The sequence below is a fragment of the Chelatococcus sp. YT9 genome (genome assembly GCF_018398315.1).
GTDB lineage: Bacteria > Pseudomonadota > Alphaproteobacteria > Rhizobiales > Beijerinckiaceae > Chelatococcus.
In genome coordinates, this window is the sequence record NZ_JAHBRW010000001.1 from 3543004 (window position 1) to 3568045 (window position 25042).

Consider the following 25042-nt stretch of genomic DNA (forward strand, 5'->3'; position numbering starts at 1 on the left):
GACCCCGCGCGAGCCGGCGAGTATCATCCACCACGATGTGTGGCGACGGGTCACTTCGGCACGAATGCCTAATTGATAAGCGTCACGGAAGCTTTAACGCCGCACTTCTGCTCGATGTCGGACCGCGGCATCATATCCCAACAGAATACCGTCTACCATCTGAGCGATCAGGAAATGGGCACGGACATAATCGCGCAGTGCGAGCGCATCCGCGGTTGCGCGATCGGGATCGCCCAGGGTTCGTGCGATCGCGTCAGCGAGCGCGGGCGCGTCCGCAGGCGGAACTAGTCGCGCGCCGGCCGGGCCGAAGATCTCGGGTATGCCGCCCACATGGGTCGCGATGAGCGGCTGCCCGGCGGCCGCTGCTTCCAGGATCACGTAGGGCAGGGATTCCGCGCGCGATGGGACGACCATTGCACGGGCATCGCCCAGCACATGGCGGATCGGCGATGGCCGCCTCATCGTCACGGTGGAGGCCAGCCCGAGCTTGGCGATCTGAGCCTGGAAGGCCGCCTCGTCGGGGCCGGCCCCTACGATCAGGAGCCGTGGGACAGGATGGCCCCGGTCCCGAAGCAGCGCGATCGCATCCAGCAGGACATCCACACCCTTCAGGACACGGAGTTCACCGATGAAAAGAAGATCGAAGGCCGGAGAAGGATGTGAGAGGAGGGAAAACTCCTCCTCGGAGAGGCCGTTGTGGACGACCTTCTCCAATTGCCCGGAAGGGCCGAGGTAGCGGTGAAACTGGGCGCGAACGAAGTCGCTTTCAAAGATAAAGAGATCGGTGCGCCGCGCGAGATAGCGTTCCGCAGCCATATAGAGGTGGTGAGCGGGATGTCCGGGGCCATAGTGGAAACTGCCGCCGTGGGGTGTATAGACGAGCGCTGGACCACGCCCCCGCCTGGTCGCCAGCCGAGCAAACAGGCCGCCTTTGGCGCCATGGCCATGGATGACGTCGGGACGAAGCTGTCGGGCATGGGCGGCGACCCTGCGGATCGTCACAATGTCTCCAAGTCCAGGCAGACGGCCCATGGGGACACGCTTGACGCTTAGCGACAATGTGGCCTCTAGCCCCGCAAGCGCCGCATCCGCGCGCGCGCCGCCCGTGGTCGCATCGCATATGATGCCAACATCATGGCCGCGCTCGGTTTGGCCGCGAGCCAGATCCATCACATGGCGAAAGAGGCCGCCGACCGGCGTGCGGAAGACATGCAGAATGCGCACGGCAGTTCCCCCAGCATCCGTTGGCGGCACCCATTGTTGCCCTTCCTGATGAAGGGATCAAGGCTTGAACTTGAGCGGATGATCCGGCTGTCCTCAGAACCAGCGTTCCTTCAGCATGATCGTATCGCCGGGTTGCACCGGATAAGTGAGCGGGACGGTGCCGATGACGACCTTGCCGCCTTGTTGGCGGGTGATCTGGGCTTCGTTTTGGTCAGCGCGCGGCGAGAAACCACCCGCGATGGCGACGGCAGTCTGCACGGTCATGCCGCTGACGAACGGATACTGACCTGAGCTCTGCACCTCACCCAGAATGAAGAACGGACGATAGGTATCGACCTCTACAGTCACACGCGGCTCGCGCAGATAGCTGGCGCGCAGCTTCTGCTCGATGAGTTTCGCGAGATCCTGGGTCGTGCGCCCTGTCGCCGGGATCGTGCCCACGAGTGGCATCGTGATGCGGCCCTGCGCATCCACCGTGTAGATGTTTGAAAGGTTATCCTGGGAGAATACGATCACGCGAAGTTTGTCACCCGGGCCGAGGGTATAGGGCTGAGATGGCAGAGCGCGAAAGACCTCGACCGCGGGTTGACGTTGCGCGCAGGCTGCGCAGGCGAGGCCAATAAGGAGGGCATAAACAAGCGAATGTGTGCGCGCCATGATCTTGCTGCTGTTAATGCTGCACTGCACGGTAGCCTCGCATGGTTAATAAAGAATTAGCAGGGCCGGTCCTGCGTACCCCCTGTTGGGAGCAGCACGCGATGGGTGCGGTCTTAACTCTACGGCAACCAAGAAGTGATTTTCTTTTGGCGCAAAACATGCGTGGGTGAGCCTATGTCGAAGTTCTTTGGCGCCGGTGCAGCAGACAGAGGCGCCGTTTCGCGGCCGGTGGACGATCTTGATGTGGGTCAAATCTGGCGCGCCGTCGTGGCGCGGCGGCTTTGGATCATCATACCCACCCTGTTGGCGTGCATAGGTGCGGCGGTTGCCGTCAATCTGATGGCTCCGCGCTACACCGCGGAAACCCGGATCTTCCTGCAGAACGGAGACAACTTCTACACGCGTCCAGGGGGGGCCCCTGAGTTACAGGGGCAGATTGATGGCGAGGCTGTGCAGAGCCAGGTCCAGCTGATCATGTCGCGGGATCTCGCACGCGAGGCGATCCGCAAACTCGACTTGACCAATAATCCGCTCTTCAACAATCCCGATGCGCCGCCCGGCCTGGTCCGCCGTCTCACCAATGCCGTTGGCATCAAGAGCCAGGCGCCGGCGGGCAATTCCGAAGAGCGCGCTCTCGACAAGTTTGCGGAGCGGCTGCAGGTTTTCCAGGTTGGGAAATCGCGCGTGCTCGCGATCGAGTTTACCGCTGAGGACCCCGATCTCGCGGCGCGTGTCGCCAATACGGTTGCCGAGCTCTACATCGCCCTGCAGCAGACGGTGAAGCAAGAGGCGGCCCGTTCAGCTTCTGAATGGCTCGCCAGCAATATCGAGCCATTGCGCAAGCGGGTCGCCGAGGCTGAGGCGCGTGTTGAAGATTTCCGTGCCAAGACGGGGCTTCTGCTTGGAAGCGGAACAGCTACTCTGCCAACGCAGCAACTTGCCGATCTCTCAGCACAGCTTGCCGCGTCGCGCACCGCGCAATCCGACGCGCAGGCGAAGGCGAAGATGATCCGCAGCATGTTAGGATCCGGCAATCTTCTCGAGATTCCTGAAGTTGCCAACAATGATCTCGTGCGCCGGCTGACGGAGCAGCGTATTGCGCTGCGAACCCAGCTTGCCCTGGAATCGCGCAACCTTCTGCCGGAGCATCCGCGCATCAAGGAACTGAACGCCCAGCTCAGCGACCTCGATGGCCAGATCCGGATGGCTGCCGAGCGTGCGGTGCGTGCCTTCGAAAGCGATGCGCGCCTTGCGGGATCACGGGTGGACAGCCTGGTCGCTGCGATCAACGCACAGAAGCAGGTTGCTGTCGACGCCAATGAAAATGAGGTCAAGCTTCGGGCGCTGGAGCTGGATGCACGCAGTGAACGCGAGCAGCTGGAGGGCTTTCTCGCCAAGTACCGCGAGGCCCAGGTGCGCGATAGCCGTGATGCCGCGCCAGCGGATGCTCGTATTGTTTCGCGAGCGGTTGCGCCGAGCGCGCCGACCTTCCCGAAGAAGGTCCCGATCATTCTCATCGCCACACTTGCGACTTTCGCCCTCACATCTGTCGCCGTCCTTTCTCTGGAACTGATCTCCGGCCGGGCAACGATTGCGCGTGAGGAGGAGAGTTATGGCCCCGCTCCGCAGCCGATGACACAAGCGACGCAGGAGCCCTTTCTGACGCTGCCAGCGCCGATCGACGCGGAGTTCCGTGATGTCGTCGCGCCTGCGGCCATGTCGGCGGAAGACCCTCCCGACAACGCAGGCGGCAGTTTCGACGTCATCCTGTCCAAGCTCGCCTTGCCGGAGCACAAGGGGAGGGGACGCCGGCTATTCGTCGCGGAAGCCAACGTTACTGCCGGCAGTACCGACATGGCCCGTGCCCTAGCCCGTCACCTGTCGCGCACCGCACGGACGGTGCTCATCAATCTCGTCGTTGTGAAGGACGTAGACTTCGAGGAGCCGGGCCTGACCGACCTGGTCACCGAGCGCGCCGGTTTTTCTGAAGTGCTCGGGCGTGAGGCAGGTTCGCGCTTGCATGTAGTCGCGCACGGCACGCAACCATCGGAGGTGCTGGTTCGCGACCCGGACGCTGTCGCGCTGTCGCTTTCGGCGCTCGATCAGACCTATGAGTGGGTCGTATGTGGTCTGTCGCCCGGACTGGACCCGGCGATTCTCGGCGCCTTCGCAAGCCGCACGGATGGCTCCGTCCTGGTGTCCCGCGAGGCCGACGACGAGGAGGCGACTTTGAAAGCCTACCAGAACTTGCAGGGCCTCGGGGCTCAGAACATCGTTGTCGCGGTTACGCCGTCGGAGAACGACGGTCCGCTGCACCGGGCGGCGTGAGTGGCTTTGTGCCCATGGTGTCAGCCCAGATTCTCTGATGCGGTACGCGGATCTTGATCGCTGGCGCGATCACACGCCAGTTTCGTCGTGCAATGCGCCAGTTTTATCTGGCATTTAGCGCAGATTTGCGAGAAAACTCCCCCTTATCTTGTTGAAATCAATCAACAACGGGTGGGAGCGATGGCGCATTTGGGCAACTTCAGCGCTTGTGTGATCGGCGGGACTACGGCCGCACTCTTGGTCATCTGCCCGGCGCGAGCCTTCGACAATCATAGCGCCGGCATGCCGGGCGTTGTCGTGACGCCTTTGGTGGCCACGACAATAACCGCGAGCGGTCAGCCTATCACGCTGCCGAAAGGCAATGCGGAGGTCATCGTCTCGACGTTCGATATCGCGCCAGGCGCAACGCTGCCGGTGCACAAACACCCATTCCCGCGCTACGCCTATGTGCTTGCCGGAGATCTTCGTGTGACGAATACCGACACCAAGAAAAGCGATGATTACAAGGCGGGTGATTTCATCGTCGAGATGATAGGGGAGTGGCACCAGGGCACGAATATCGGCACGACGCCCGTCAAACTGCTCGTCATCGACCAGGTCGACAAAGGCGCGGTCAATACCGTTCTCCGCGATTGAGCCATGCGCGTCCGGGCGCGTACATAATCAGGGCAATCTTTGGCGTACGCGCTCGAGCAGTGCTTTGGCCCAGGGCGTCTGCTTCACCCATCGCTTCGCTGCGCGCATGCCGCCGTCGGCCAAGCCATAGGCTTGTCCTTTGAGGCTCACTGGCAGGTATGTGTCCGTGAGCTCTTCGATCTTGTTGCAGACGACAAGCTTGTAAGGAGCCTCGCCCACCCCGAGATCGAATGTTGCGAGGCCCCGCCGGCATTGGGTCTCGATCACATAGGTCAACAGGAGATCACCGGGACTGGACTTGATGACATCGTCCTCGGTGCAGAAGGAATTGAACATTCCGCAGAAGCGCGTGCCCGCGCTCGTGCCACCGAAGGTTGCTATAATCCGGTCTCCAACTGTGAGAGCGTAAAGTTCGATTGCCGGCTCTTGATTTTCTATCCTCTCGCTTCCGCGCTGCAGGAATGCGATCGCTGCGGGATTGGCGAAGGGATTGTTGATGTGCTTCTGTTGAAAGCGCAGGCCCTTCTGGTCAAGAAAAGCATCTAGCACTTTCGCCGCTTCCACAGGATCCTCCACCCGCCGGTAGTCGAGCACGCCTATTTCCGAGAGGCGCCGCTCCTTTTTACGCATCTTCTTCCGCGTCTCTCCACCGTGCAGCACATGCGCTGTCTTGTCGGGGGGAAAGTCGAGGTCCCGCTTGAAGCCGGGGCTGGGACTGCGATGTCCGCCGAGGCTGGCGAACGGATTGGGGATGCCCTGCCATTCCGCGGGCTGGTTGGAGAAGGCAAACACATCGATGCTGCCGGTGGCGTGTGCGATCTCGTTCAGGATCTTGCGACAGGCGGCCCCGTCGAGCAGCGGAAGGGCATCCGGATCAAACAGCGGCATATGGAAGTTCGCCTGCTTGCCGCCGGGTAACGTCGCGACAGTGGTCGACTTGTGGCGGCGCAGCGCCAGCGGAAGCAGCATGACGAGCTCGCCCGCCGTGTCCTCCACGGTGGCCACGATCAGGGTTTCCATGTTCGCCCGGCCCAGGGTATCGGCGTAGGCCATCACCCAGGCGTACATCTGGTATGGGGTGCCAACCGCGCGGGTGCCGAATTCACGCCAGAGGCCGGCGATCGCGGCAACGTCGCGATGAATCCTGACAAGGCCGAGCCTTCGTGTAGCGGCAGGCGTGAGGCTGACATCGAGGCGAGGAGCGATTTTCATCATCGCGGCCCCTTCGCTCGGCATGCTGCTCATGGCGATCCTATCCTGTGCTGAAGGCGTTTTCTTCGGCCCCGCCCGCCGTGGTCGAGTGACAATGGCCCAATGGGGAGGTAGCGGGGGAGGAGAGCGGCGTCAATCGATGCTTGTGAAAGCAGTTAGCGGACGTGAAATCAGACCGCGTCCACTGAACCCGCTCACTTGAAAAGATTGGATCAATCTTTCTCGCTCATGGTGCTGGCGTGATGAGGGGGAGATGACATGAGCATCCGCTATTCCGTGTTGCGCATGGGCTTTGCCATGATTGCCGCCACCCAGGCGAACCGGTGGCTCGGACCCTTTGCACGGGGCCGGGGGCTGATCCTGACGCTGCACCATGTCCGACCGAGGGTGCCGCGCGACTTTGCTCCCAATGCTATTCTGGAGATCACACCGGACTTTCTCGATCAGGCGCTCCACACTCTTGCGCGCAGCCATGATTTCGTAGCTCTAGGCGATATCCCACAGCGCCTTCGAGAGCCGGACGGACGTCCATTCGTCGCGGTGACCTTTGACGACGGCTATCGCGATAACGCCGAATTCGCCCTACCAGTGCTTCAGCGTCATGGAGTGCCGTGGACCCTGTTCGTGACGCCCGGCTTCGCCGATCGCAGCGCGCAGCTCTGGTGGCTCGAGCTCGAGGAAGCGATCCGTCGCCTCGACCATCTCGAGGTCGAGGTGGGAGGGAGTGAGCCGCTGTCTCTCAGCCTGCCTGCCCGAAGCGCGACCGAGAAAGCAACAGCGTTTGACCAGCTTTATTGGCAGTTGCGCGCCGGAACAGAAGAACGCCTGCGTGCCGTCGTGGCCGAACTCGCGCAGCGTACGGGCGTCGATGGCATCGAGATGGTGGAACGCCTCTGTCTCGATTGGGATGGCCTGCGCGCGCTGTCAGGTAAGGCGGGCGTATCCATCGGCGCCCACACGATGACCCATCCGATGCTGGCCAAGCACAGTCGGGAGACCGCGCGGGCGGAGATGTACCAGAGTCGCGAAACGATCGAGCGCGAGCTCGGCATAGATGTGCGGCATTTCGCCTACCCGGTCGGTGATCGAGGTTCTGCCGGCCCAAGGGAGTTCGACATGGCCGCCGAAGCGGGGTTCGAGGTCGCGGTGACGACGCGGCCGGGCCATATCTTTGCCGAGCATGCCGGACATTTGCAGGCGCTGCCGCGGGTTTCGCTGAACGGCGCCTTTCAGACAGGTGCTGCCGTCCAGGCGCTTGCCTCCGGCGTCCCGTTCCTGCTTTGGAACCGTGGACGGCATCTCAATGTCAATTAGAACACCGCTCAGCGGTCGGTGGCGTCCGGGCGTTCCATCCAGCGGATGAGGGGTAGCAGCGGCAGGATCCAGGCGAGCCCGACAATCACGTAGAAGGCCATCTGGACGCCCTTCGACGAGGCCTGCACGCGCCCTTGCGCCAGGGCCATGGCCACCAGCGCATAGACGCAGACGAAGACCAGCATGAAGACCGTACCAAGAAACTTGCGCGTGCGCCGGCGCATGACCATCCATTCCTGCAACAGGCTATGACCAAGGGTGCGGCGGCAGGAAGCGTTGTTCCCGCGGCCGCCGCGGACTATGTGTCGGTTGCACGCCGTCCGCAACCCCCGCCGAACTGCAGGGGGTGAGGGACCGTGCTGCTGCATGAGAGCATGGGTGAGGGTATCGATGGCCAGCGTCGCAGAGATCAACGGCACGGTTCGCGCGGATGGCGCTGCGCGCGTGCGCGCTTTGCGGACGTGGCTGTTCAGCGTCGCGGGGCTCGTCTTCGTCATGATCCTCGTGGGGGGCGCGACGCGGCTGACCGATTCCGGTCTTTCCATCACCGAATGGAAGCCAGTCACGGGGGCCTTGCTGCCCTTCAGTGAAGCGGCTTGGCTCGCCGAGTTCGAGAAATACAAGCAGATTCCACAGTATCATCTTCTCAACCAGGGAATGAGCCTCGCGGAGTTCAAGCAGATCTATCTCTGGGAGTGGGGGCATCGCTTCCTGGGCCGGCTCATCGGCGCGGCCTATCTCCTCCCGTTGATCGTCTTTGCCGCGAAAGGGTGGGTGCGGGGCCGCTTCTTGATCGTTCTGCTTGGCATCGGGATGCTTGGCGGTCTCCAGGGCGCGATCGGCTGGATCATGGTGACTTCCGGCCTCAAGCCCGGCATGACAGCTGTTGCGCCGGTGAAACTGATGGCTCACCTCATGGCGGCCTCGGCCATCTTCGTCGCGCTGCTCTGGGTGGCGGTCGGCCTCAGGCCCCGGCCTGTCCGGGAGAGCGAGCGCGGACTCGCTTTCGGCGCCAGCCTCGTCCTGGTTCTCATTCTGGTGCAGATCGCTCTTGGCGCCTTGGTAGCGGGTCTGGACGCAGGGCTCGCCTTCAACACATGGCCTTTGATGGACGGAGGCCTCACGCCACAACTGGACACACTGCTACCGATCAAACCGCTTTGGCTGAACTTCATTGAATCCATTGCGGCGGTGCAGTTCAACCACCGTCTCGGCGCCTATATCCTGTTGGCGGTCGTCTTATGGCATGCCTGTCAGGCCCGTCGGGTCGCGGCAGGCACACCGGCGGCGCGCCGGGCCGGGATTCTGGCCGCGTTGGTCGTTATTCAGGCGGCTATCGGCATCGTGACCCTGCTGCTCGTAGTCCCGGTCTGGGCCGGCCTTCTGCATCAGGGTTTTGCGATGCTGCTCCTTGGCCACGCCACCGCGCATCGCCGGCTGCTGGTGCGGCCGGCCTGAATCATTTTATGCGGAAGCTTCGCTAAGCTCCTGTGAAGATTCGCAGACGAGCAAAACCGCTGTCGCCAGCGTCCTCTCTCCCGAATGGAAATTTTTCCGCTTTCAAGGGCGTATGTCCGTCACCCGTGCCGGCGGCGCGATGTCTCCCGCGCCGGAGAGGGGGGAGCCCTTATCCCGGTGGTAGCCCTTCTCCCCGGCGGGGAGAAGGACAGGATGAGGAGAGGCGCGCCACTCGCGGCCCGTCCGCCAAGGAAGGAAGAGCTGAAACCTTCAGTCTCACGTCGCGGCGAGAGCCTGTTCAAGGTCGTTGATCAGGTCCTTCGGGTCTTCAAGGCCGATGGACATGCGGATGACCTCCGGGCCGACACCGGCCTTTGCCTGCAGCTCCGGCTTCATGCTCTTATGCGTTGTCGTCGCCGGGTGGATGGCGAGCGAGCGGGTCTCGCCAATATTGGCGAGATGCGAGAAGAGCTTGACGTTCTTGAGGAAACGCCGCGCGCCTTGCTCCCCGTCCTTGTGGGCGAAGGTGAAGACCGAGCCCGGCCCAAGCGGGCTGTAGCGGAGCGCGAGCTCGTGGTTGGGATTGCCTGCGAGGCCGGGATAGCTCACCGAGGCGACGGCCGGATGAGTGGCAAGATAGCCCGCTACGGCATGGGCGTTGGCGCAATGGCGCCTCATGCGTAGCGGCAGCGTCTCTATGCCGGTCAGGATCATAAACGAGTTGAACGGGGAGAGGCCCGGCCCAAGATCGCGCAGGCCGTAAAGGCGCGAAGCCACGGCGAAGGGGCTCGCCGGGAACTTCTCAGTCAGGATCATGTCGCCGTAGTCCGGCCAAGGCTCCGAAATCATCGGGAAACGCTTGTCGCCCGTCCAGTTGAACCGACCGCCATCGACGATGGCCCCGCCGATGACCTGTCCATGGCCGCCGAGGAACTTCGACGCGGAATGGAAGACGATGTCGGCGCCGTATTCGAAGGGGCGGATCAAGAAGGGAGTTGCCAATGTGTTGTCGACCACAAGCGGCAGGTTGTGCTTTTGCGCAATCTTCGCAATAGATTCGATATCAACCACTTCCCCCGAAGGGTTGACGATAGACTCGATGATGATTGCCTTCGTCTTCGGCGTGATGGCGCGCTCGAAATTCTCCGGCTTGTCGGCATCGACGAAGATCGGTTTCACGTCGTTACGCTTAGCGAGGCGCCCCATCAAGCCGAGGGACCCGCCGAAGAGGATGCTGGCCGCCAGATACTCGTCGCCGCTTTCAAGCAGGGTCATGAGAACGACGAGGAGCGCGGCCTGCCCGGAGCCGATGGCGACCGCGCCCGTGCCTCCTTCGAGCGAGGCAATCCGCCGCTCGAGCGGCGCGGTCGTCGGGTTGGAGCCCCTTGAATAGGAAAAGCCGGTCTGGCGCATCGCGAAGATGTCAGCGGCCATGTCCGGACCATCGAAGACGAAGCCGTTGGTCAGGAACATGGGCGTGGCGCGGGCTCCGGTCGCCGGATCGGGCACAGCCCCGGCCTGGACGGCGCGGGTTGCGAAAGCGAGAGGCTTCTGGGCTTGTTCTGACATGATTGGGCTCCTCAGGCGCTGGCGGCGGCAAGCGCCTGGTCAAGATCGGCGATCAGGTCGTCCTTGTCCTCGATGCCGATGGACAGGCGCACCACGTCAGGGCCGGCGCCGGCAGCGACCTTTTGCTCATCGGTAAGCTGCTTGTGGGTGGTCGAGGCCGGATGGATGACGAGCGACCGCGTGTCGCCGATGTTGGCGAGATGCGAGAAGAGCTTCAGGCTGGAGACAAGCTTGACGCCCGCGTCGTAGCCGCCTTTCAGACCGAAGGTGAAGACGGCACCGGCGCCGCGCGGCAGGTAGCGCCGGGTGAGCTCATAGTAGGGGCTCGTCTCGAGGCCGGCATAGCCGACCCAAGCAACGGCCGGGTGTTGTAAGAGATGCTGGGCGATCGCGAGCGCGTTGTCGGAGTGCTGCTGCATTCTGAGAGAAAGCGTCTCGACGCCATTGAGGATGAGGAAGGCATTGAAGGGCGACAGCGCCGGCCCGAGATCGCGCAGGCCGAGCACGCGCGTCGCGATGGCGAAGGCAAAATTGCCGAAAGTCTCGCCAAGAACCATGCCGTTGTATTCTGGGCGCGGTTCGGAGAGCAGCGGATAGCGCTTGTCACCGATCCAGTTGAAGCTGCCGCCATCCACGATCAGACCGCCGATCGAGTTGCCATGGCCGCCGAGGAACTTCGTCGCGGAATGCACCACGATGTCGGCGCCGTGCTCAATAGGGCGCCAGAGGTACGGTGTTGCCAGGGTATTGTCGACGATGAGCGGCACATTGGCCTTCTTGGCAATCGCTGAGATCGCCGCGATATCGACGATGACGCCGCCGGGATTGGCGATTGATTCCACGAAGATCGCCTTGGTCTTCGGCGAAAGTGCCCGCTCGAAGCTTGAGGGGTCCGTGCTGTCGGCCCAGACGACATTCCAGCCGAAGCTCTTGAAAGAATTGTTGAACTGATTGATGGAGCCGCCATAGAGCCGATTGCCGGCGATGAACTCGTCACCAGGTTGCAGCAGGGCATGGAAGGTCAGGAACTGCGCGGCGTGGCCGGAGGCGAGGGCGAGCGCGGCGGTGCCGCCCTCAAGGGCTGCGACGCGCTCTTCGAGCACGGCGTTGGTCGGATTGCCAATGCGCGTGTAGATATTGCCGAACGCCTGCAGCCCGAACAGAGAGGCCGCATGCTCGACGTCGTTGAAGACAAAGGATGTCGTCTGATAGATGGGTGTCGCACGGGCACCGGTGGTTGGGTCCGGATGGGCACCGGCATGGATGGCCAGCGTGTCGAAACCGGGTTCTTTATCAGCCATTGCCAACTCTCCTCGGTGGTGCGGCCACGCTCACCTTTTATAGCATTTCCTGTTTAACGGCCGTACTGTTCGATAAACCGAACGCGCGAGCGGGTCAACGTCCAAATCGCCGTCTCACCTGGGTTGCATCTTTGGAGGCTGCCTCAGTGGGCTGGTCCACCAAGAAGGCGCGGTCGCTCGATGGCAGGGCAGCGGTCCATGATGACCGTTACACCTTTGGCCTCGGCTCGCGCTGCCGCTGCGTCGTTGCGAACACCGAGCTGCATCCAGATGACCTTTGGCAGGGGAGCCAAGGCCAGCGCTTCATCCACGACGGCGGCCGCAGCGTCGGAATTGCGAAAAACGTCCACCATGTCGATGGGCACCGGCACTTGGCCGAGGCTTGCATAGACCTCACGACCCAGAAGTGTCTGGCCGGCAAGCCCCGGATTGACGGGATAAAGCGTGTAGCCGGCATCGATGAGATAAGCCATGACACCGTGACTTGGTCTTGCCGGATTGTTCGACGCGCCGATCAGCGCGATGGTTTTGGTGTCTGTCAGAACACGGCGGATCAAGTCGTCGCTATAGTCGTCGTGGGACATCGAAATTTCCTCAAGCCTCGCGCCGGAGGCGAGTTCAACCTCCAGGCGGCTTCCCCGCATGCGCACGTCAGGGCTTTGCGGCCCGTCTGCTTCTCATCAAAGACGCACAGGAGACGGTAGCGCAGGGATCGTTGGAGCGAAACGGGCGCTGATTGCTTTATCGGCGCTACAGGGTGAAAAATAACGCATGCCGCATCAAAGAAATCAGGTATTATACTACCACAAAATGTAAGCTGATGTTTTATATGCGATTTTTCGTTGCTCATATGAATCGTATCGCTTGACAGCGGCGCTTGTCCTCAGTATGCGAACGTCACTCTCGCGCGGCGGCTTGTCCGTATGCGCTGTGGCAGCGCGGCTCACCGCCGTATCAGTTTCGGAAGACCCTCATGAAGACTTATTCGGCCAAACCAGCCGACGTCGAGAAGAAGTGGGTGCTCATCGACGCCTCCGGGCTCGTTGTCGGCCGCCTCGCTACGATCGTCGCCCTCCGGCTGCGTGGCAAGCACAAGCCCTCCTTCACTCCGCACGTGGACGATGGTGACAACATCATTGTCATCAATGCCGACAAGGTGGTGCTGACTGGTCGCAAGCGCGACCAGAAGGTCTATTATCACCACACCGGCTATCCCGGCGGCATCAAGGAGCGGACCGCGAAGTTCATCCTTGAGGGGCGTTTCCCTGAGCGCATCGTGGAGAAGGCCGTGGAGCGCATGCTCCCGCGTGGCCCGCTCGGCCGCAAGCAGCTCGGCAATCTGCGCGTCTACAAGGGCTCTGCCCATCCCCACGAAGCCCAGCAGCCCGTCACGCTCGACGTCGGCGCTATGAACCGTAAGAATGTGAGGAGCGCCTGATCATGGCCGAGACCCTCCAGAGCCTTTCCGAGCTGGGTGAGCGCATCGCGCCGTCCGCTCCTGACGCACCGGTCCATGTCCAGAAGCTGGACGCGCATGGCCGCGCCTATGCCACCGGCAAGCGTAAGGACGCCATTGCGCGCGTCTGGATCAAGCCCGGCGCCGGCCAGATCACCATCAACGATCGTCCGGTCGACGTCTACTTCGCCCGTCCGGTGCTGCGCATGATTCTGCGTCAGCCGCTCGTCGTCGCCAACCGCGTCGACCAGTACGACATCAACGTTACCGTTCTTGGCGGCGGCCTGTCCGGCCAGGCCGGCGCGGTGCGCCATGGCTTGTCCAAGGCGCTGACGCATTACGAGCCGGAGCTACGCTCCGTGCTCAAGAAGGAAGGCTTCCTCACCCGCGACAGCCGCGTGGTCGAGCGTAAGAAGTACGGCCGCGCCAAGGCTCGCCGTTCCTTCCAGTTCTCGAAGCGCTGATCCCCTGGGGTGCTTCGGCGTCCCTGCCACGGATATGCAGAAATTCAAGAAAGGGCGGCTCCGGCTGCCCTTTTTTCTTGCGCCTGAATAGATCCAAGGGCTGAACTTCAGAAAAGGTCTTTGATGAGGGAATCACGGTGCCGTCTGACGAGCCACATTCCGGACCCGCCGTCGACAATGCCTTTCTTGGACCGGTGAGGGGAGGGGCGAGCGATCCCACCTTCGCCGGGGCGCTCTCCTTCATGCGCAGACGCTATAGCCGCGATCTCGGCGGCATCGACACGGTGATCTGGGGCGTACCCTACGATTGCAGTACATCGAACCGGCCGGGGACAAGATTTGGCCCGCAGGCGATCCGCCGTGCCTCGGCAATCTTCGACGGCGATCCGCAGTTTCCATCCGGGCTCGATCCCTTCGCCGAATGCAGTGTCGTCGATTGGGGCGACTGCGCTTTCGACTACCGCCGTCTCCATGAGGTGGCGGGCGTTATCGAACGCGAAGCAAGCCATATCCTCGGTCATGGCTGCCATCTCGTTACGCTAGGCGGCGACCATTCCATCACCTTGCCGTTGCTTCGTGCCCATGCGGCCATGCATGGGCCGCTCGCGCTCGTGCAGTTCGACGCTCATCAAGATACCTGGGGCGATGACGCAGGTCAGGGCCACGGCAGCTTCGTCACCACTGCCGAGGCCGAGGGCCTCATCGACACCTCACGGTCGATCCAGCTCGGCATCCGTACGGTCGCACCCGATGATTTCGGCATCGAGATCATCGATGCCTATGAGGCGCGTGAGCTCGGCGTGAAGGCCATCATCCAGCGCATCGAAGAACGTGTCGGCGGCGCTCCTGCCTATCTCTCCTTCGACATCGACGCGCTTGATCCCGCCTTTGCGCCCGGCACGGGCACGCCGGTGGCGGGCGGCTTCAGTTCGGCGGAGGCCTTGATGATCCTCTGGGGGCTGCGCGGGTTGGACTGGCACGGCATGGACGTCGTCGAGGTTTCTCCGCCCTACGACCATGCTGATGTGACGGCGATCGCTGCTGCCTCCATCGTTCAGCACTACCTGCAGATTCTGGCGGAAAAGGACGAGTGAGCGCGCCGCGGCGAGCCACGTTTTTCCCTTGAAGTTTTGGCGCAACGCCGTACATCCCACGGACAAGCCGGGCAATCGTCGGCGTCGGGTGTAAGCACGACATCAGGAGTGCAGGATATGAGCGCAGCGTCCTTCAAGGATGGAACCGTGCCGAGCGTCTTCATCGACGGTGAGGCGGGAACGACCGGCCTTGGCATTCGCGAGCGCCTGCAGGCGCTCGGCGGCATCACAGTGAAGAGCATCGATCCTGAATTGCGCAAGGATCCGAAGGCGCGCCAGGAAATGATGGCGGCCGTGGATCTTCTCGTGCTGTGCCTGCCGGACGCCGCGGCTCGCGAGGCGGTGACGCTGGCGCGTGATCTCGGAGCCAATGCCCCGCGCATCCTCGATGCGAGCACCGCCCATCGCACCGATCCCGCCTGGACCTACGGTTTTGCCGAACTCGCTGAGGGACAGGCCGATGCCATTCGCACGGCGAAGCTCGTCGCCAATCCCGGCTGCTACGCGACGGGCGCAATCGCGCTTCTCCGGCCGCTCGTCGATACTGGGCTCATCCCCTCCGACTATCCTCTGACTATCAACGCGGTCAGTGGTTATTCGGGCGGTGGCCGTACGATGATCGAGGACTACGAGGCCGGCCGTGCCCCGGCTTTCGAGCTCTATGGCCTCGGCTTCAACCATAAGCATCTGCCCGAGATCACGGCTCTGAGCAGGCTGGACGTCACCCCGATCTTCATCCCCTCTGTGGGCAACTTCCGGCAGGGCATGCTGGTCAGCGTGCCGCTGCATCTTGCGAGCCTTCCCGCGCAGCCTCCGGCAGAGGATCTAGCTGCCGCGCTTGCTGCTCATTATCGCGATAGCGAATTCGTGCGCGTCGTGGGCATTGACGAGGCCAACGCCCTCGGCGGGCGCATTGAGCCCGAGGCACTCAACAATACGGACAGGCTCGAGCTTTTCGTGTTCTCGGATAAGGACGGCGGCCGTGTGGCCCTCATCGCCCGGCTCGACAATCTCGGCAAAGGTGCGTCGGGCGCTGCCGTGCAGAACATCAAGCTGATGCTGGGGCAGTGAGGCCAGCTTTCGCGAACAAAAAAGCCCGGCCTGATCCGATCAGGCCGGGCTTCTTGTTCTGGCGGATGCCGAAAGGCAGTGGTCAGCTGGCCTTGTAGGGCACCACGGTCTGGCGCTGCGAGCCGAGGCCCTCGATGCCGAGCGTCATGACGTCCCCGGCTTTGAGATACACCGGCGGCTTCATGCCCATGCCGACACCCGGAGGCGTGCCGGTGGTGATGACGTCACCAGGCTCGAGCAGCATGAACTGCGAGATGTAGTGGACGAGGTAAAGCGCGCCGAAGATCATCGTCTTCGTTGAACCTGTCTGTGCGCGCTTGCCGTTGACATCAAGCCACATGCCCAGATTCTGGATGTCCGAGATCTCGTCGGGCGTCACCAACCACGGACCGAGCGGGCCGAAGGTGGGGCAGCCCTTGCCCTTCATCCACTGGCCGCCGCGCTCGGTTTGCCAGGCGCGCTCGGAGACGTCGTTACAGACGCAGAAGCCGGCGACGACCGAAAGTGCATCGGCTTCCGAGACGTTGGAGGCCCTCTCGCCAATCACTATGGCAAGCTCCACTTCCCAGTCCATCTTCTCGGAGCCGAAGGGCACCATCACGTCGTCATTCGGCCCGACAATGCAGGAACGCGCCTTGTTGAAGAGGATGGGTTCGCTCGGAATCGGCGAGTTCGTCTCGGCCGCGTGGTCGGCGTAGTTGAGGCCGACAGCGATGAAATTTCCCACATTGCCGATGCATGCGCCGAGGCGGACACCAGCATCGACCTTGGGCAGTGAAGCTGGGTCCAGCTTCGCTAGTTCTGCCAACTTTGACTTGGACAGATAAGGACCAGTTACATCCGGCACGACGCCGCTGAGGTCACGAATGGCCCCGTCAGCATCGACCAGACCCGGCTTTTCCTCGCCCACCTTGCCGAAACGCACAAGCTTCATCAGCGCTCACTCCTGTTAGCTCGGAAGATGTGTAACGCCTCCGGCAAATGCCGCAAGTACGACCTGACATGTCGGACGAAATAAGCAACCGTTATTCGATGTGTTGCAAAGGAAATAAACTTTAAGTTGTGTGAACGTACTGCCCTCGCTCAACATGTGGATCTCGACATTGACTGATTCCCAGCATGTTCGAAGTGATGAGGCTGGCGCCAGGAGGGAAAGAAGTCGGCCGCGAGACAGGCCGGCGAGATCGCCGAAGTGTGTCACCGGGCGTGTAGGACCCGATCAGGACATGCCGCAGACATGCAGTGGTGCGTTGCGTTTCCGTTCGGCGCTGGCCTGGGCCGCGCCAGCGACCGGTGGCAATCGTGACCATGGAGCATTCAGATGGGTGGCGGTCGGTTCTGGTGGTGGGCGTTAACCTTGGTGTTTTGCATGATGGAAGGAAGTAGGGGCGCGGCGGCTGGAGCCTTCGGCGCGCGCGAGCAGAATGCCCGCAGCCAGGGTGCCGCCTACGCCGGGGTGGCGGCCGGGAGCGGAGGCCTTGGCTCCATTTTCTGGAATCCAGCCTCGATCGCGCTGTTTCCTGGTCTGCAGAGCGAAAGCGACATCAGTCTGTCCGGAACGCAAGCACGGTTGTCTCCAGACCTTTACACGCTTTCCTCGATCAACGGAGTGGGAGGCAGCCCCTGGCCATCGGGTGATATGGGCATGTGGCGATATACGGCCTCGAGCTACGCCAGCTTCCAACTCAGTAATTCCTGGTGGGTCGGGGCGGCCCTGAATGCGCCTTACGGTTTCGTTTCGAAACCCCGACAGGATTGGGTGGGCCAAACTTACGCCCGTTCGTCCCATCTCATGAGCGCCGCGATTACACCGACCCTTGGCTACCGTGTGAATGATTGGCTGACTTTAGGTGGAGGTGTAACGGCGCAATATCTCGACCTGACCTTCAAAAGGGCGGTGTCTGTGGCTCCAGGCGCGCCGAGCGCCATCTTTCAGGGCGATGATCTCGGTCTCGGTTTTTCCCTCGGCGCAACGATGCAACCGCGACCGGGCACGATGGTAGGTATCGGCTACCGATCTCCCGTGCATCACGAGATTTCCGGCGAGTGGTCTCCGAACCTTGGCATACCGATGCGAGCGAAAGCCGGATTAACCCTGCCGGAAATGGTCACTGTCGGCGTTTCCCAACAACTCAACCCCCGTTGGACTATCCTCGCGACTGGTGAATGGACCAATTGGAGTCGGCTGGAACGCTCAGCGGTTTTCAACCGCGTGACCGGCTTGCCGACCAGCAGTCTTTCGTTTGGCTATCGGGACGGCACGTTCCTGTCCTTGGGCGCCGAATATCTGTGGCAAGAAGGTGTTGCCATGCGGGCCGGTGTCGGGTTCGAGAGCTCTCCAGTGACCAATGAAGTGCGCAGCCCGCGGCTGGCCGATTCCGATAAGGTCTGGGCGTCGATCGGCGCGAGTTACCAAGCCACGGACAGGCTCGGACTCGATATCGGCTACTCACGCCAGTTCATGCGGCAGGCCCCGGTCCGGATCACTGGGGCCCACCCGGATTTCAACGGCTCGCCTTTCGTCGCTGACGGCAAGGCCTCCGCCGACATCATTTCCTTCGCGTGGCGCTACCGGTGGGACGCCCCGGCGCGCCCCACTTTCGTTGATCGCTACGCTCCGGCAACGTACTGAGCGCGCAGGCCGGATGTAAAAAAACACCGCCGCCCTCGGCCATCCGCGCTCCATCAGAAACAATGGAACCGCGCCCCGATCTTCGACCGGACGGTCGCCGTTGCAGGAATAGCCAGACCATCCGCAGCGTCAGGAGATAACTTTCACATACGTGCCCGGAGCATCACAGAGCACCTCGAGCTTTCCGTCTTGGGGATCACGCGCGGGAACGCGCTCCGGTTCCAGGGCCTCCAACCAACGGTGCCAGTCAGGCCACCAGGAGCCTGGTGTCTCTTGCGCCGCCGCGAGCCAATCGTCCAGAGATTCGCCAAGCGGCCCATCTGATGTCCAGAACTGATACTTATTCTTATGTGGTGGATTGACGACACCGGCGACATGGCCTGATCCGGCGATGACGAGGCGGACGGGCCCACCGAACAGACGCGCCCCGAGATGCACGGAGCGGGCGGGTGCAATGTGATCCTCGCGGGTCGCGAGACTGTAGAGCGGCACCGTCACCTTGCCAAGGTCGAGCTTGATTCCATCGATCGCCATGTTGCCGCGCGCTAGGTCGTTGTTGAGATAACACCGGCGGAGATAGAAGGAATGTGTTGCCGCTGCCATGCGCGTCGGATCGCTGTTCCAGTGCAGGAGGTCAAACGGATAGGGGGCCTGCCCCTTGAGGTAGACATTAACGTAATAGGGCCAGATCAGGTCGTCTGGGCGTAGCATGTTGAAGGTCGTGCTCATATGCATGCCTTCGAGATAGCCGACCTGCTTCATCTTTGCCTCGATGGCAGCGATCTGCTCCTCATCGGCGAAGACCTTGAGATCACCGGCCCGGGAAAAATCCACCTGTGCGGTCAGCAGCGTTGCAGCGGCAATGCGGTCAATACCCTTGGCCGCCATATAGGCCAGGGCCATCGACAGCATGGTTCCGCCGATGCAATAGCCAATGACAGCCGCACGTCTTTCCCCGGTATTCACCTCGATCGCGTCGAGCGCGGCGAAAAGGCCCTCGCGCATATAATCCTCGAAGCTCTTGGCCGCGAGGCGCGCGTCCGGGTTGACCCAGGAAATGCAGAAGACCGTCAGCCCTTGCCCCACCATCCAGCGGATGAGGGATTTGTCCGGGTTGATGTCGAGAATGTAGTACTTGTTGATCCAGGGCGGCACGATGAGCACGGGGCAGCGGAGCACCGTCGCTGTGGCCGGCGTATACTGGATCAGCTCCATCATATCGTTGCGAAATATGACTTTGCCCGGAGTGATCGCCATGTTCTCGCCCAGCTTGAAGCGGGCGGGGTCGCTCTGGCGAATTTTGAGCTCGCCATTTCCAGCCTTGATGTCCTCGGCGAGCATTTTCATGCCGCGCACGAGATTGGCTCCATTCTCCCGCATCGTCTCGCGCAGGAGTTCCGGATTGGTGGCAAGGAAATTCGACGGGGATAATGCGCTTGCCATCTGCTTCACATAGAAGCGGGCCTTGTCGCGGGTATGCTCATCGAGCCCGTCGGCACCCTCTACAAGCTGCTTGGCCCAAGTAGTGGTGATGAGGTAGGCCTGTTTGACGAAATCAAAGACCGGATTGTCCTGCCATTCCGGGTCAAGAAAGCGTTTGTCGCGAGGATGAGCGCTGACGACCGGTTCGCTCGGTTCGCCGCCGAGACGCTTCAGGCTTGAACTCCACAGGGCGAGGTAGCTCGAGGTCAGCTTGGCTTGGGCCTCGATTGCCCTTTGCGGATTCGCCATCCATTTCTCGGCAAGCTGACTCATCGTTTTGACGACGTCGCTTACCTCCTCTGCCTTGCCGACTTTCGGACCGTTCTCCTCAATAGGGCGCAGATAGGCCGCAGTGACTTTGCCCGCTTCCTCGACGAGTTGTGCGATGTTGCGGGAGAGCTCATCGAGATCCGTCAAGCCCGCTTCACGCGGTTCCTTGTCGGTGGTCTTCGTCATGTCGGCTCCATTCAGCGGCGAATGCATCGTCGATACCCGCGCGTCCCATATTTTCGACTTAATATTAAAGCCAGTTCGATTACAAAGGCACCATTGGCGATGCCGGCATACAGCAGGTAATGAGATGCGGGTGCTGCAGAATGGTGACAAGGGGCAAATGATTATGGGTTTCGCGCCACGCGCAGGAAGTACCGGCTTTGCCATCGGTCTCGCCTTTGTCCTCGCTGGCCTGCTCACAGCGTGCAACCCCGTGCGGGATATCGCGGTATCCACGGGGTTCGGCGCTAAGGAGCCGGAGCCGGCGCAATTCGTCCGTGAGAGCCGGCGCGGCGATGGCGGCTATTTGCCCGTAGGCGTGCGTGCTCCCGATCGCCCCACCAGAGCGCTGCCGAAAGCCGATGTCGAGGCGCTCACGAAAAGCATCGATGCTCGTCGACAGGCCAATGAAGCCGCGGGTGCGACGGCCCGGTCTATGGGGGCGGAGACGAATGCCCGGCCAGTCCCGAAGCCGCCGGCACTACCTGCGGAGTAGGTGGGAGCTCGAGCGAATAGAAAGCAGGCTGCACAATACGGACGTGCGCCGGATTGTCGCGTTTCTGCTAGAATTCGAGACGCAATAAACGTCTTTGGAACGAAAGCCGGTATACATAAGGGATCCAGCGCCAATCGGCTGGCTCTAGGATCAACGACATTCAGCCGCGTCGCCGGCGGTTGGAGGAATAGCCTGTGCCCCTGGCGAGGGCATCGAAGCACCGGTCCACTACGCGAGAGAGTCGTCCCGGACCATTGATTGGAACGAAGCCATGTCGGATTTTCACCGCATCAAGCGTCTGCCACCCTATGTGTTTGAGCAGGTGAACCGAGCTAAGGCCGCAGCCCGGGCCAACGGCGCCGACATCGTCGATCTCGGAATGGGTAATCCCGATCTCGCCGCGCCCCGTCATGTTGTGGAGAAGCTGGTCGAGACTGCCGGGCGACCGCGCACCGATCGTTACTCCGCGTCCAAAGGCATAGGTGGGCTTCGCCGTGCGCAGGCTGCTTATTACGAGCGCCGCTTCGGCGTGAAGCTCAACCCGGACACCCAGGTCGTGGCTACGCTCGGTTCGAAGGAAGGCTTCGCCAACATGGCGCAGGCCATTACCGGGCCGGGTGACGTGGTGCTTGTGCCCAACCCGAGCTATCCCATACACGCCTTCGGTTTCCTGATGGCTGGCGGTGTCATCCGCTCTGTGCCGGCCGAGCCGACGCCGGCGTTCTTCCCGGCACTCGAGCGGGCGGTCGTTCACTCGATTCCGAAGCCCATCGCGCTGGTTGTGTGCTATCCCTCCAATCCAACAGCTTATGTGGCCTCGCTGGACTTCTACAAGGACCTTGTTGCCTTCGCGAAGAAGCACGAGCTGATTCTCCTGTCCGACCTCGCCTATGCGGAGGTGTATTTCGATGGCGAGCCACCGCCCTCCGTTCTGCAGGTGCCGGGCGCCATCGACGTGACGGTGGAATTCACGTCCATGTCGAAGACTTATTCCATGGCTGGGTGGCGCATGGGCTTTGCAGTGGGCAATGAGCGGCTGCTGGCCGCGCTCGCGCGGGTCAAATCCTATCTCGACTACGGTGCCTTCACGCCCATCCAGGTCGCGGCCACTGCAGCCCTCAACGGTCCGGACGATTGTATCGCCGAGATGCGAGACACCTATCGCCGCCGCCGCGACGTGATGGTCGATGCCTTTGCGCGGGCTGGGTGGAAAATCCCCGCACCAAGCGCTTCGATGTTCGCATGGGTGGAAATTCCCGAGCCGTTTAAGGCACTGGGCAGCCTGGAATTCTCCAAGCTTCTGATTGAGAAGGCGGAGCTGGCGGTGGCGCCTGGCATCGGCTTTGGTGAGCATGGCGATGATTTCGTGCGCATCGCATTGGTGGAGAACGAGCAGCGTATCCGTCAGGCAGCGCGAAATCTGCGGCGCTTCCTTGAAACGGCTGACAAAACGTTGCACAACGTCGTGCCACTGGCGGCTCACCGCTAGATCGTAAATGGGTGTGGATCCAATCGCTTCCACACCCTTCCGCCGATCAGCAGAGCGGACAGGCCGCCGCATGCTGGCGCATGTTCCTTCGGGGACCAACAATCAGGCCTGGTCTTAACGAACGATGACGCAAGTTTTTCGCATAGGCATCGCCGGCCTTGGCACGGTGGGTGCGTCCGCCGTGCTGATGCTCGATCGGCGCGTCAGGAGCTTGAGCGCAGGTTCCGGGCGCCAGATCATGGTCACTGCCGTCTCAGCTAGAGACCGGACGCGTGATCGCGGCTTCGACATCGATCGTTTCACCTGGTTCGATGATCCCGTCGCGCTCGCTGCCTCTTCCGAGATCGACTGTTTCGTCGAGCTCGTCGGCGGCGAGAACGGCACCGCGAAGGCAGCCGTCGAGGCCGCTCTCGAAGCCGGCAAACATGTGGTGACGGCCAACAAGGCCTTGCTCGCGCGTCATGGCAGCGAGCTAGCCGCGCTGGCGGAGGCGAAGGGCGTTTCGTTGCAATTCGAGGCGGCGGTAGCCGGCGGGGTGCCGATCGTCAAGGCCCTGCGCGAGGCGATGGCCGGCAATACGATCACGCGGGTCTTCGGCATTCTCAACGGCACCTGCAACTACATCCTATCTCGCATGGAAGCCGAAGGTCTGAGCTTCGACGTCTGTCTCGCGGAAGCGCAGAGGCTCGGCTATGCGGAAGCGGATCCGACTTTCGATATCGGCGGCTTCGACAGCGCCCATAAGCTGGCAATCCTGACGAGCCTCGCTTTTGGTACAGCGATCGATGCTGATGCCATTCATGTCGAGGGTATCTCGGCTATCTCGCCGATCGACATCCGCATGGCGCAGGAACTCGGCTATCGGATCAAGCTGCTGGGCGTCGCCGAGGCCACGCCGACGGGCATCGAACAGCGCGTGCATCCCACCATGGTGCCGCTCACCTCCGCTATCGCCCAGGTCATGGGAGTGACCAATGCGGTGACGATCGCCGCCGACGCGGTCCGCGAGATCACGTTGATTGGCCCGGGTGCAGGCGGTGACGCAACGGCTTCCGCTGTTGTGGCGGACATTGCCGATATTGCGCGGGGAGCAGGCGGCAAGCCGTTTGTGCTTCCGGTCGCTCAACTCCGCAAGGCCGAGCGGGCTCCCATGCAACTCCACCACGGGGGCTATTATGTGCGCCTCACGGTGAATGATCGGCCCGGCGCGGCGGCTTCGATCGTCAGCCGTTTCGCAGAGGCCGATATTTCGCTCGAGTCTATCGTCCAGCACCGATCCGAAGATGCGGCAACGCGCGACCCGACTGGCCGCTCGGGCGCACCTGTCCCCGTTGTCCTGATCACCTATGCCACGACGGAAGCTGCGGTACGCCAGGCCATCCACAAGGTAGTTGGTGACGGACACGTTGTCGAAACGCCGCAGATCATTCGGATCGAGCGTGAGTAGTACAATCAAGCGATGCGCAGGAGCGAAAGCTGATGACCAATCCTAGCAGCCCCAAGCCGAACCCGCATATCGAGCGGATCCTGACGCTGGAGCTGGTGCGGGTCACCGAGCGTGCGGCCGTTCTGGCGGCCCAGCTCCGCGGCCGCGGCGACGAGAAGGCCGCCGACCAGGCAGCGGTGGACGCCATGCGCCGGGAACTCAACCGCCTTGCGATCGATGGCACGGTCGTGATCGGTGAGGGAGAGCGTGACAAGGCGCCCATGCTGTTCATCGGCGAGAAGGTCGGCAACAAGTCCGGCCCAAAGGTCGACATCGCAGTGGATCCGCTCGAGGGCACGACGCTCTGTGCGCGCGATATGCCGGGCTCGATCGCGGTGATGGCCATGGCGGAAGAGGGCACGCTGCTCCACGCGCCTGACGCTTACATGCATAAGATCGCGATCGGACCGGGCTATCCCAAAGGCCTCGTCAGCCTCGACGCCTCACCCGAGGAGAATCTCAACGCGCTCGCCAAGGCCAAGGGCGTCAAGGTCGAAGATCTGACCGTGCTCATCCTCGACCGGCCGCGCCACGCTGATCTCATTGCCGCCGTCCGGCGGGTTGGCGCCGCAGTTCGGCTCATCACGGACGGCGATGTCATGGGCGTAATCTTTACTACCATGCCCGAGAAGACGGGTGTCGATATCTATATGGGCATCGGCGCGGCTCCGGAGGGCGTGCTCGCGGCGGCGGCGTTGCGTTGTGTCGGCGGCCAGATGGAAACACGCCTCATCCTCGATACCCCCGAGCAGCTCGAGCGCGCGGCGAAGATGGGTATTTCGGATCCCAATCGCATCTATCACATCGAGGACATGGCTTCGGGCGATGTCGTTGTCGCCGCGACGGGCGTGACAGATGGTGCGCTGCTGTCGGGTGTCCGCTTCGGACCTCGTTTCATCGAGACAGATACGCTCGTCTATCGCTCGGCCACAGGTACGGTTCGCCGCATCAGCGCCGAGCACCGTAACTTCGAGAAATTCCATCTCGGCTGATCAAGCTAGCGCTTCAATTTGCATCCGTGGACACGCGCGGCTCCTTCGCCGCCGTCGTGTTCACGGATGTCGTATTGATCTCCTGATCCCGCGGGAGAACCCTCGGTGCAGCTCCAGCAAACAAAAGCGAGTCGAACGCAATACGTTGGCCGCGGGCGATGAATCATTTTCACAGCAGCTGCCAGCCGG

Annotated in this window: 22 protein-coding genes; 13 read left to right on the top strand and 9 right to left on the bottom strand. The window is 62.1% G+C overall.

The features are described from left to right. Positions 1–93: 93 nt before the first annotated feature. The gene (locus tag KIO76_RS16385; protein ID WP_349629391.1) at positions 94–1224 is read right to left on the bottom strand and encodes a glycosyltransferase; all 1131 of its coding nucleotides are present in this window, start codon (positions 1222–1224) and stop codon (positions 94–96) included. 93 nt (positions 1225–1317) lie between these two features. Next, complete coding sequence (locus tag KIO76_RS16390; protein ID WP_213324262.1) at positions 1318–1881, bottom strand: polysaccharide biosynthesis/export family protein; 564 nt, start codon at positions 1879–1881, stop codon at positions 1318–1320. A 174-nt stretch (positions 1882–2055) separates the two neighbouring features. On the opposite strand from KIO76_RS16390, the gene KIO76_RS16395 reads away from it, so the two are divergent. Further along, positions 2056–4209, top strand: coding sequence for a GumC family protein (locus tag KIO76_RS16395; RefSeq protein ID WP_213324263.1), 2154 nt, complete (start codon positions 2056–2058; stop codon positions 4207–4209). A 180-nt stretch (positions 4210–4389) separates the two neighbouring features. Further along, entirely contained in the window at positions 4390–4845 is a 456-nt protein-coding gene (locus KIO76_RS16400; protein WP_213325298.1) for a cupin domain-containing protein, read from the top strand. A gap of 27 nt (positions 4846–4872) precedes the next feature. On the opposite strand, the gene KIO76_RS16405 is transcribed toward KIO76_RS16400, so the two are convergent. Beyond that, positions 4873–6090, bottom strand: a complete 1218-nt coding sequence (locus tag KIO76_RS16405; protein ID WP_213324264.1) for a GNAT family N-acetyltransferase — start codon at positions 6088–6090, stop codon at positions 4873–4875. Between the two features lie 225 nt (positions 6091–6315). Here KIO76_RS16405 and KIO76_RS16410 point away from each other — a divergent pair, with 225 nt between their 5' ends. Then, positions 6316–7371 carry a polysaccharide deacetylase family protein gene (locus KIO76_RS16410; RefSeq protein ID WP_213324265.1) on the top strand — a complete coding sequence of 352 codons (1056 nt, stop codon included), beginning with the start codon at positions 6316–6318 and terminating at the stop codon, positions 7369–7371. Between the two features lie 8 nt (positions 7372–7379). Here the strand turns inward: KIO76_RS16410 and KIO76_RS16415 are convergent, their stop codons facing one another. Continuing rightward, a complete protein-coding gene (locus KIO76_RS16415; protein ID WP_213324266.1) occupies positions 7380–7595 on the bottom strand; it encodes a DUF2842 domain-containing protein in 216 nt (71 codons plus the stop codon). Positions 7596–7761: 166 nt separating this feature from the next. On the opposite strand from KIO76_RS16415, the gene KIO76_RS16420 reads away from it, so the two are divergent. Further along, complete coding sequence (locus KIO76_RS16420; protein ID WP_213324267.1) at positions 7762–8829, top strand: COX15/CtaA family protein; 1068 nt, start codon at positions 7762–7764, stop codon at positions 8827–8829. Between the two features lie 276 nt (positions 8830–9105). Here KIO76_RS16420 and KIO76_RS16425 read toward each other — a convergent pair whose 3' ends face one another. The 3 genes from KIO76_RS16425 to KIO76_RS16435 all read right to left on the bottom strand — a co-directional run bounded on the left by KIO76_RS16425 (position 9106) and on the right by KIO76_RS16435 (position 12343). Then, positions 9106–10398, bottom strand: coding sequence for an O-acetylhomoserine aminocarboxypropyltransferase/cysteine synthase family protein (locus KIO76_RS16425; RefSeq protein ID WP_213324268.1), 1293 nt, complete (start codon positions 10396–10398; stop codon positions 9106–9108). An 11-nt stretch (positions 10399–10409) separates the two neighbouring features. Further along, positions 10410–11699, bottom strand: a complete 1290-nt coding sequence (locus KIO76_RS16430) for an O-acetylhomoserine aminocarboxypropyltransferase (protein ID WP_213324269.1) — start codon at positions 11697–11699, stop codon at positions 10410–10412. 143 nt (positions 11700–11842) lie between these two features. Further along, complete coding sequence (locus KIO76_RS16435; protein WP_349629392.1) at positions 11843–12343, bottom strand: CoA-binding protein; 501 nt, start codon at positions 12341–12343, stop codon at positions 11843–11845. A gap of 329 nt (positions 12344–12672) precedes the next feature. Between KIO76_RS16435 and rplM the strand changes: the two genes are divergently transcribed. The 4 genes from rplM (at position 12673) to argC (ending at position 15784) form a co-directional block, all read left to right on the top strand. After that, positions 12673–13137 carry a 50S ribosomal protein L13 gene (rplM, locus tag KIO76_RS16440; RefSeq protein ID WP_213324270.1) on the top strand — a complete coding sequence of 155 codons (465 nt, stop codon included), beginning with the start codon at positions 12673–12675 and terminating at the stop codon, positions 13135–13137. A 2-nt stretch (positions 13138–13139) separates the two neighbouring features. After that, complete coding sequence (rpsI, locus tag KIO76_RS16445; protein WP_213324271.1) at positions 13140–13619, top strand: 30S ribosomal protein S9; 480 nt, start codon at positions 13140–13142, stop codon at positions 13617–13619. A 131-nt stretch (positions 13620–13750) separates the two neighbouring features. Continuing rightward, a complete protein-coding gene (gene speB / locus KIO76_RS16450) occupies positions 13751–14713 on the top strand; it encodes an agmatinase (protein ID WP_502761889.1) in 963 nt (320 codons plus the stop codon). A gap of 117 nt (positions 14714–14830) precedes the next feature. Then, positions 14831–15784, top strand: a complete 954-nt coding sequence (gene argC, locus KIO76_RS16455; RefSeq protein ID WP_213324272.1) for an N-acetyl-gamma-glutamyl-phosphate reductase — start codon at positions 14831–14833, stop codon at positions 15782–15784. Positions 15785–15866: 82 nt separating this feature from the next. Here argC and KIO76_RS16460 read toward each other — a convergent pair whose 3' ends face one another. Continuing rightward, positions 15867–16718 carry a fumarylacetoacetate hydrolase family protein gene (locus KIO76_RS16460; protein WP_213324273.1) on the bottom strand — a complete coding sequence of 284 codons (852 nt, stop codon included), beginning with the start codon at positions 16716–16718 and terminating at the stop codon, positions 15867–15869. 435 nt (positions 16719–17153) lie between these two features. Between KIO76_RS16460 and KIO76_RS16465 the strand changes: the two genes are divergently transcribed. Continuing rightward, entirely contained in the window at positions 17154–18416 is a 1263-nt protein-coding gene (locus KIO76_RS16465) for an OmpP1/FadL family transporter (RefSeq protein WP_213324274.1), read from the top strand. Between the two features lie 129 nt (positions 18417–18545). Here the strand turns inward: KIO76_RS16465 and phaC are convergent, their stop codons facing one another. Continuing rightward, positions 18546–20354: a class I poly(R)-hydroxyalkanoic acid synthase gene (phaC, locus tag KIO76_RS16470; RefSeq protein ID WP_213324275.1), complete on the bottom strand. Its 1809-nt coding sequence runs from the start codon at positions 20352–20354 to the stop codon at positions 18546–18548. A gap of 130 nt (positions 20355–20484) precedes the next feature. Between phaC and KIO76_RS16475 the strand changes: the two genes are divergently transcribed. The 4 genes from KIO76_RS16475 (at position 20485) to glpX (ending at position 24853) form a co-directional block, all read left to right on the top strand. Further along, on the top strand, positions 20485–20886 hold the full coding sequence (locus KIO76_RS16475; protein ID WP_213324276.1) for a hypothetical protein: 402 nt from the start codon (positions 20485–20487) through the stop codon (positions 20884–20886). Positions 20887–21157: 271 nt separating this feature from the next. Then, complete coding sequence (locus KIO76_RS16480; protein ID WP_213324277.1) at positions 21158–22375, top strand: LL-diaminopimelate aminotransferase; 1218 nt, start codon at positions 21158–21160, stop codon at positions 22373–22375. Positions 22376–22499: 124 nt separating this feature from the next. Beyond that, positions 22500–23822, top strand: coding sequence for a homoserine dehydrogenase (locus tag KIO76_RS16485; protein WP_213324278.1), 1323 nt, complete (start codon positions 22500–22502; stop codon positions 23820–23822). 32 nt (positions 23823–23854) lie between these two features. After that, complete coding sequence (gene glpX / locus KIO76_RS16490; RefSeq protein ID WP_213324279.1) at positions 23855–24853, top strand: class II fructose-bisphosphatase; 999 nt, start codon at positions 23855–23857, stop codon at positions 24851–24853. The last annotated feature ends 189 nt before the right edge of the window (positions 24854–25042 follow it).

Coding starts and splice junctions, on each gene's coding strand:
- KIO76_RS16485 (WP_213324278.1), top strand. CDS start 22,500: ATGACGCAAGTTTTTCGCATAGGCATCGCCGGCCTTGGCACGGTGGGT.
- KIO76_RS16395 (WP_213324263.1), top strand. CDS start 2,056: ATGTCGAAGTTCTTTGGCGCCGGTGCAGCAGACAGAGGCGCCGTTTCG.
- argC (WP_213324272.1), top strand. CDS start 14,831: ATGAGCGCAGCGTCCTTCAAGGATGGAACCGTGCCGAGCGTCTTCATC.
- KIO76_RS16480 (WP_213324277.1), top strand. CDS start 21,158: ATGTCGGATTTTCACCGCATCAAGCGTCTGCCACCCTATGTGTTTGAG.
- KIO76_RS16460 (WP_213324273.1), bottom strand. CDS start 16,718: ATGAAGCTTGTGCGTTTCGGCAAGGTGGGCGAGGAAAAGCCGGGTCTG.
- KIO76_RS16420 (WP_213324267.1), top strand. CDS start 7,762: ATGGCCAGCGTCGCAGAGATCAACGGCACGGTTCGCGCGGATGGCGCT.
- KIO76_RS16400 (WP_213325298.1), top strand. CDS start 4,390: ATGGCGCATTTGGGCAACTTCAGCGCTTGTGTGATCGGCGGGACTACG.
- rplM (WP_213324270.1), top strand. CDS start 12,673: ATGAAGACTTATTCGGCCAAACCAGCCGACGTCGAGAAGAAGTGGGTG.
- KIO76_RS16435 (WP_349629392.1), bottom strand. CDS start 12,343: ATGCGGGGAAGCCGCCTGGAGGTTGAACTCGCCTCCGGCGCGAGGCTT.
- glpX (WP_213324279.1), top strand. CDS start 23,855: ATGACCAATCCTAGCAGCCCCAAGCCGAACCCGCATATCGAGCGGATC.
- phaC (WP_213324275.1), bottom strand. CDS start 20,354: ATGACGAAGACCACCGACAAGGAACCGCGTGAAGCGGGCTTGACGGAT.
- KIO76_RS16465 (WP_213324274.1), top strand. CDS start 17,154: ATGATGGAAGGAAGTAGGGGCGCGGCGGCTGGAGCCTTCGGCGCGCGC.
- KIO76_RS16430 (WP_213324269.1), bottom strand. CDS start 11,699: ATGGCTGATAAAGAACCCGGTTTCGACACGCTGGCCATCCATGCCGGT.
- KIO76_RS16405 (WP_213324264.1), bottom strand. CDS start 6,090: ATGAGCAGCATGCCGAGCGAAGGGGCCGCGATGATGAAAATCGCTCCT.
- KIO76_RS16415 (WP_213324266.1), bottom strand. CDS start 7,595: ATGCGCCGGCGCACGCGCAAGTTTCTTGGTACGGTCTTCATGCTGGTC.
- KIO76_RS16410 (WP_213324265.1), top strand. CDS start 6,316: ATGAGCATCCGCTATTCCGTGTTGCGCATGGGCTTTGCCATGATTGCC.
- KIO76_RS16390 (WP_213324262.1), bottom strand. CDS start 1,881: ATGGCGCGCACACATTCGCTTGTTTATGCCCTCCTTATTGGCCTCGCC.
- rpsI (WP_213324271.1), top strand. CDS start 13,140: ATGGCCGAGACCCTCCAGAGCCTTTCCGAGCTGGGTGAGCGCATCGCG.
- KIO76_RS16425 (WP_213324268.1), bottom strand. CDS start 10,398: ATGTCAGAACAAGCCCAGAAGCCTCTCGCTTTCGCAACCCGCGCCGTC.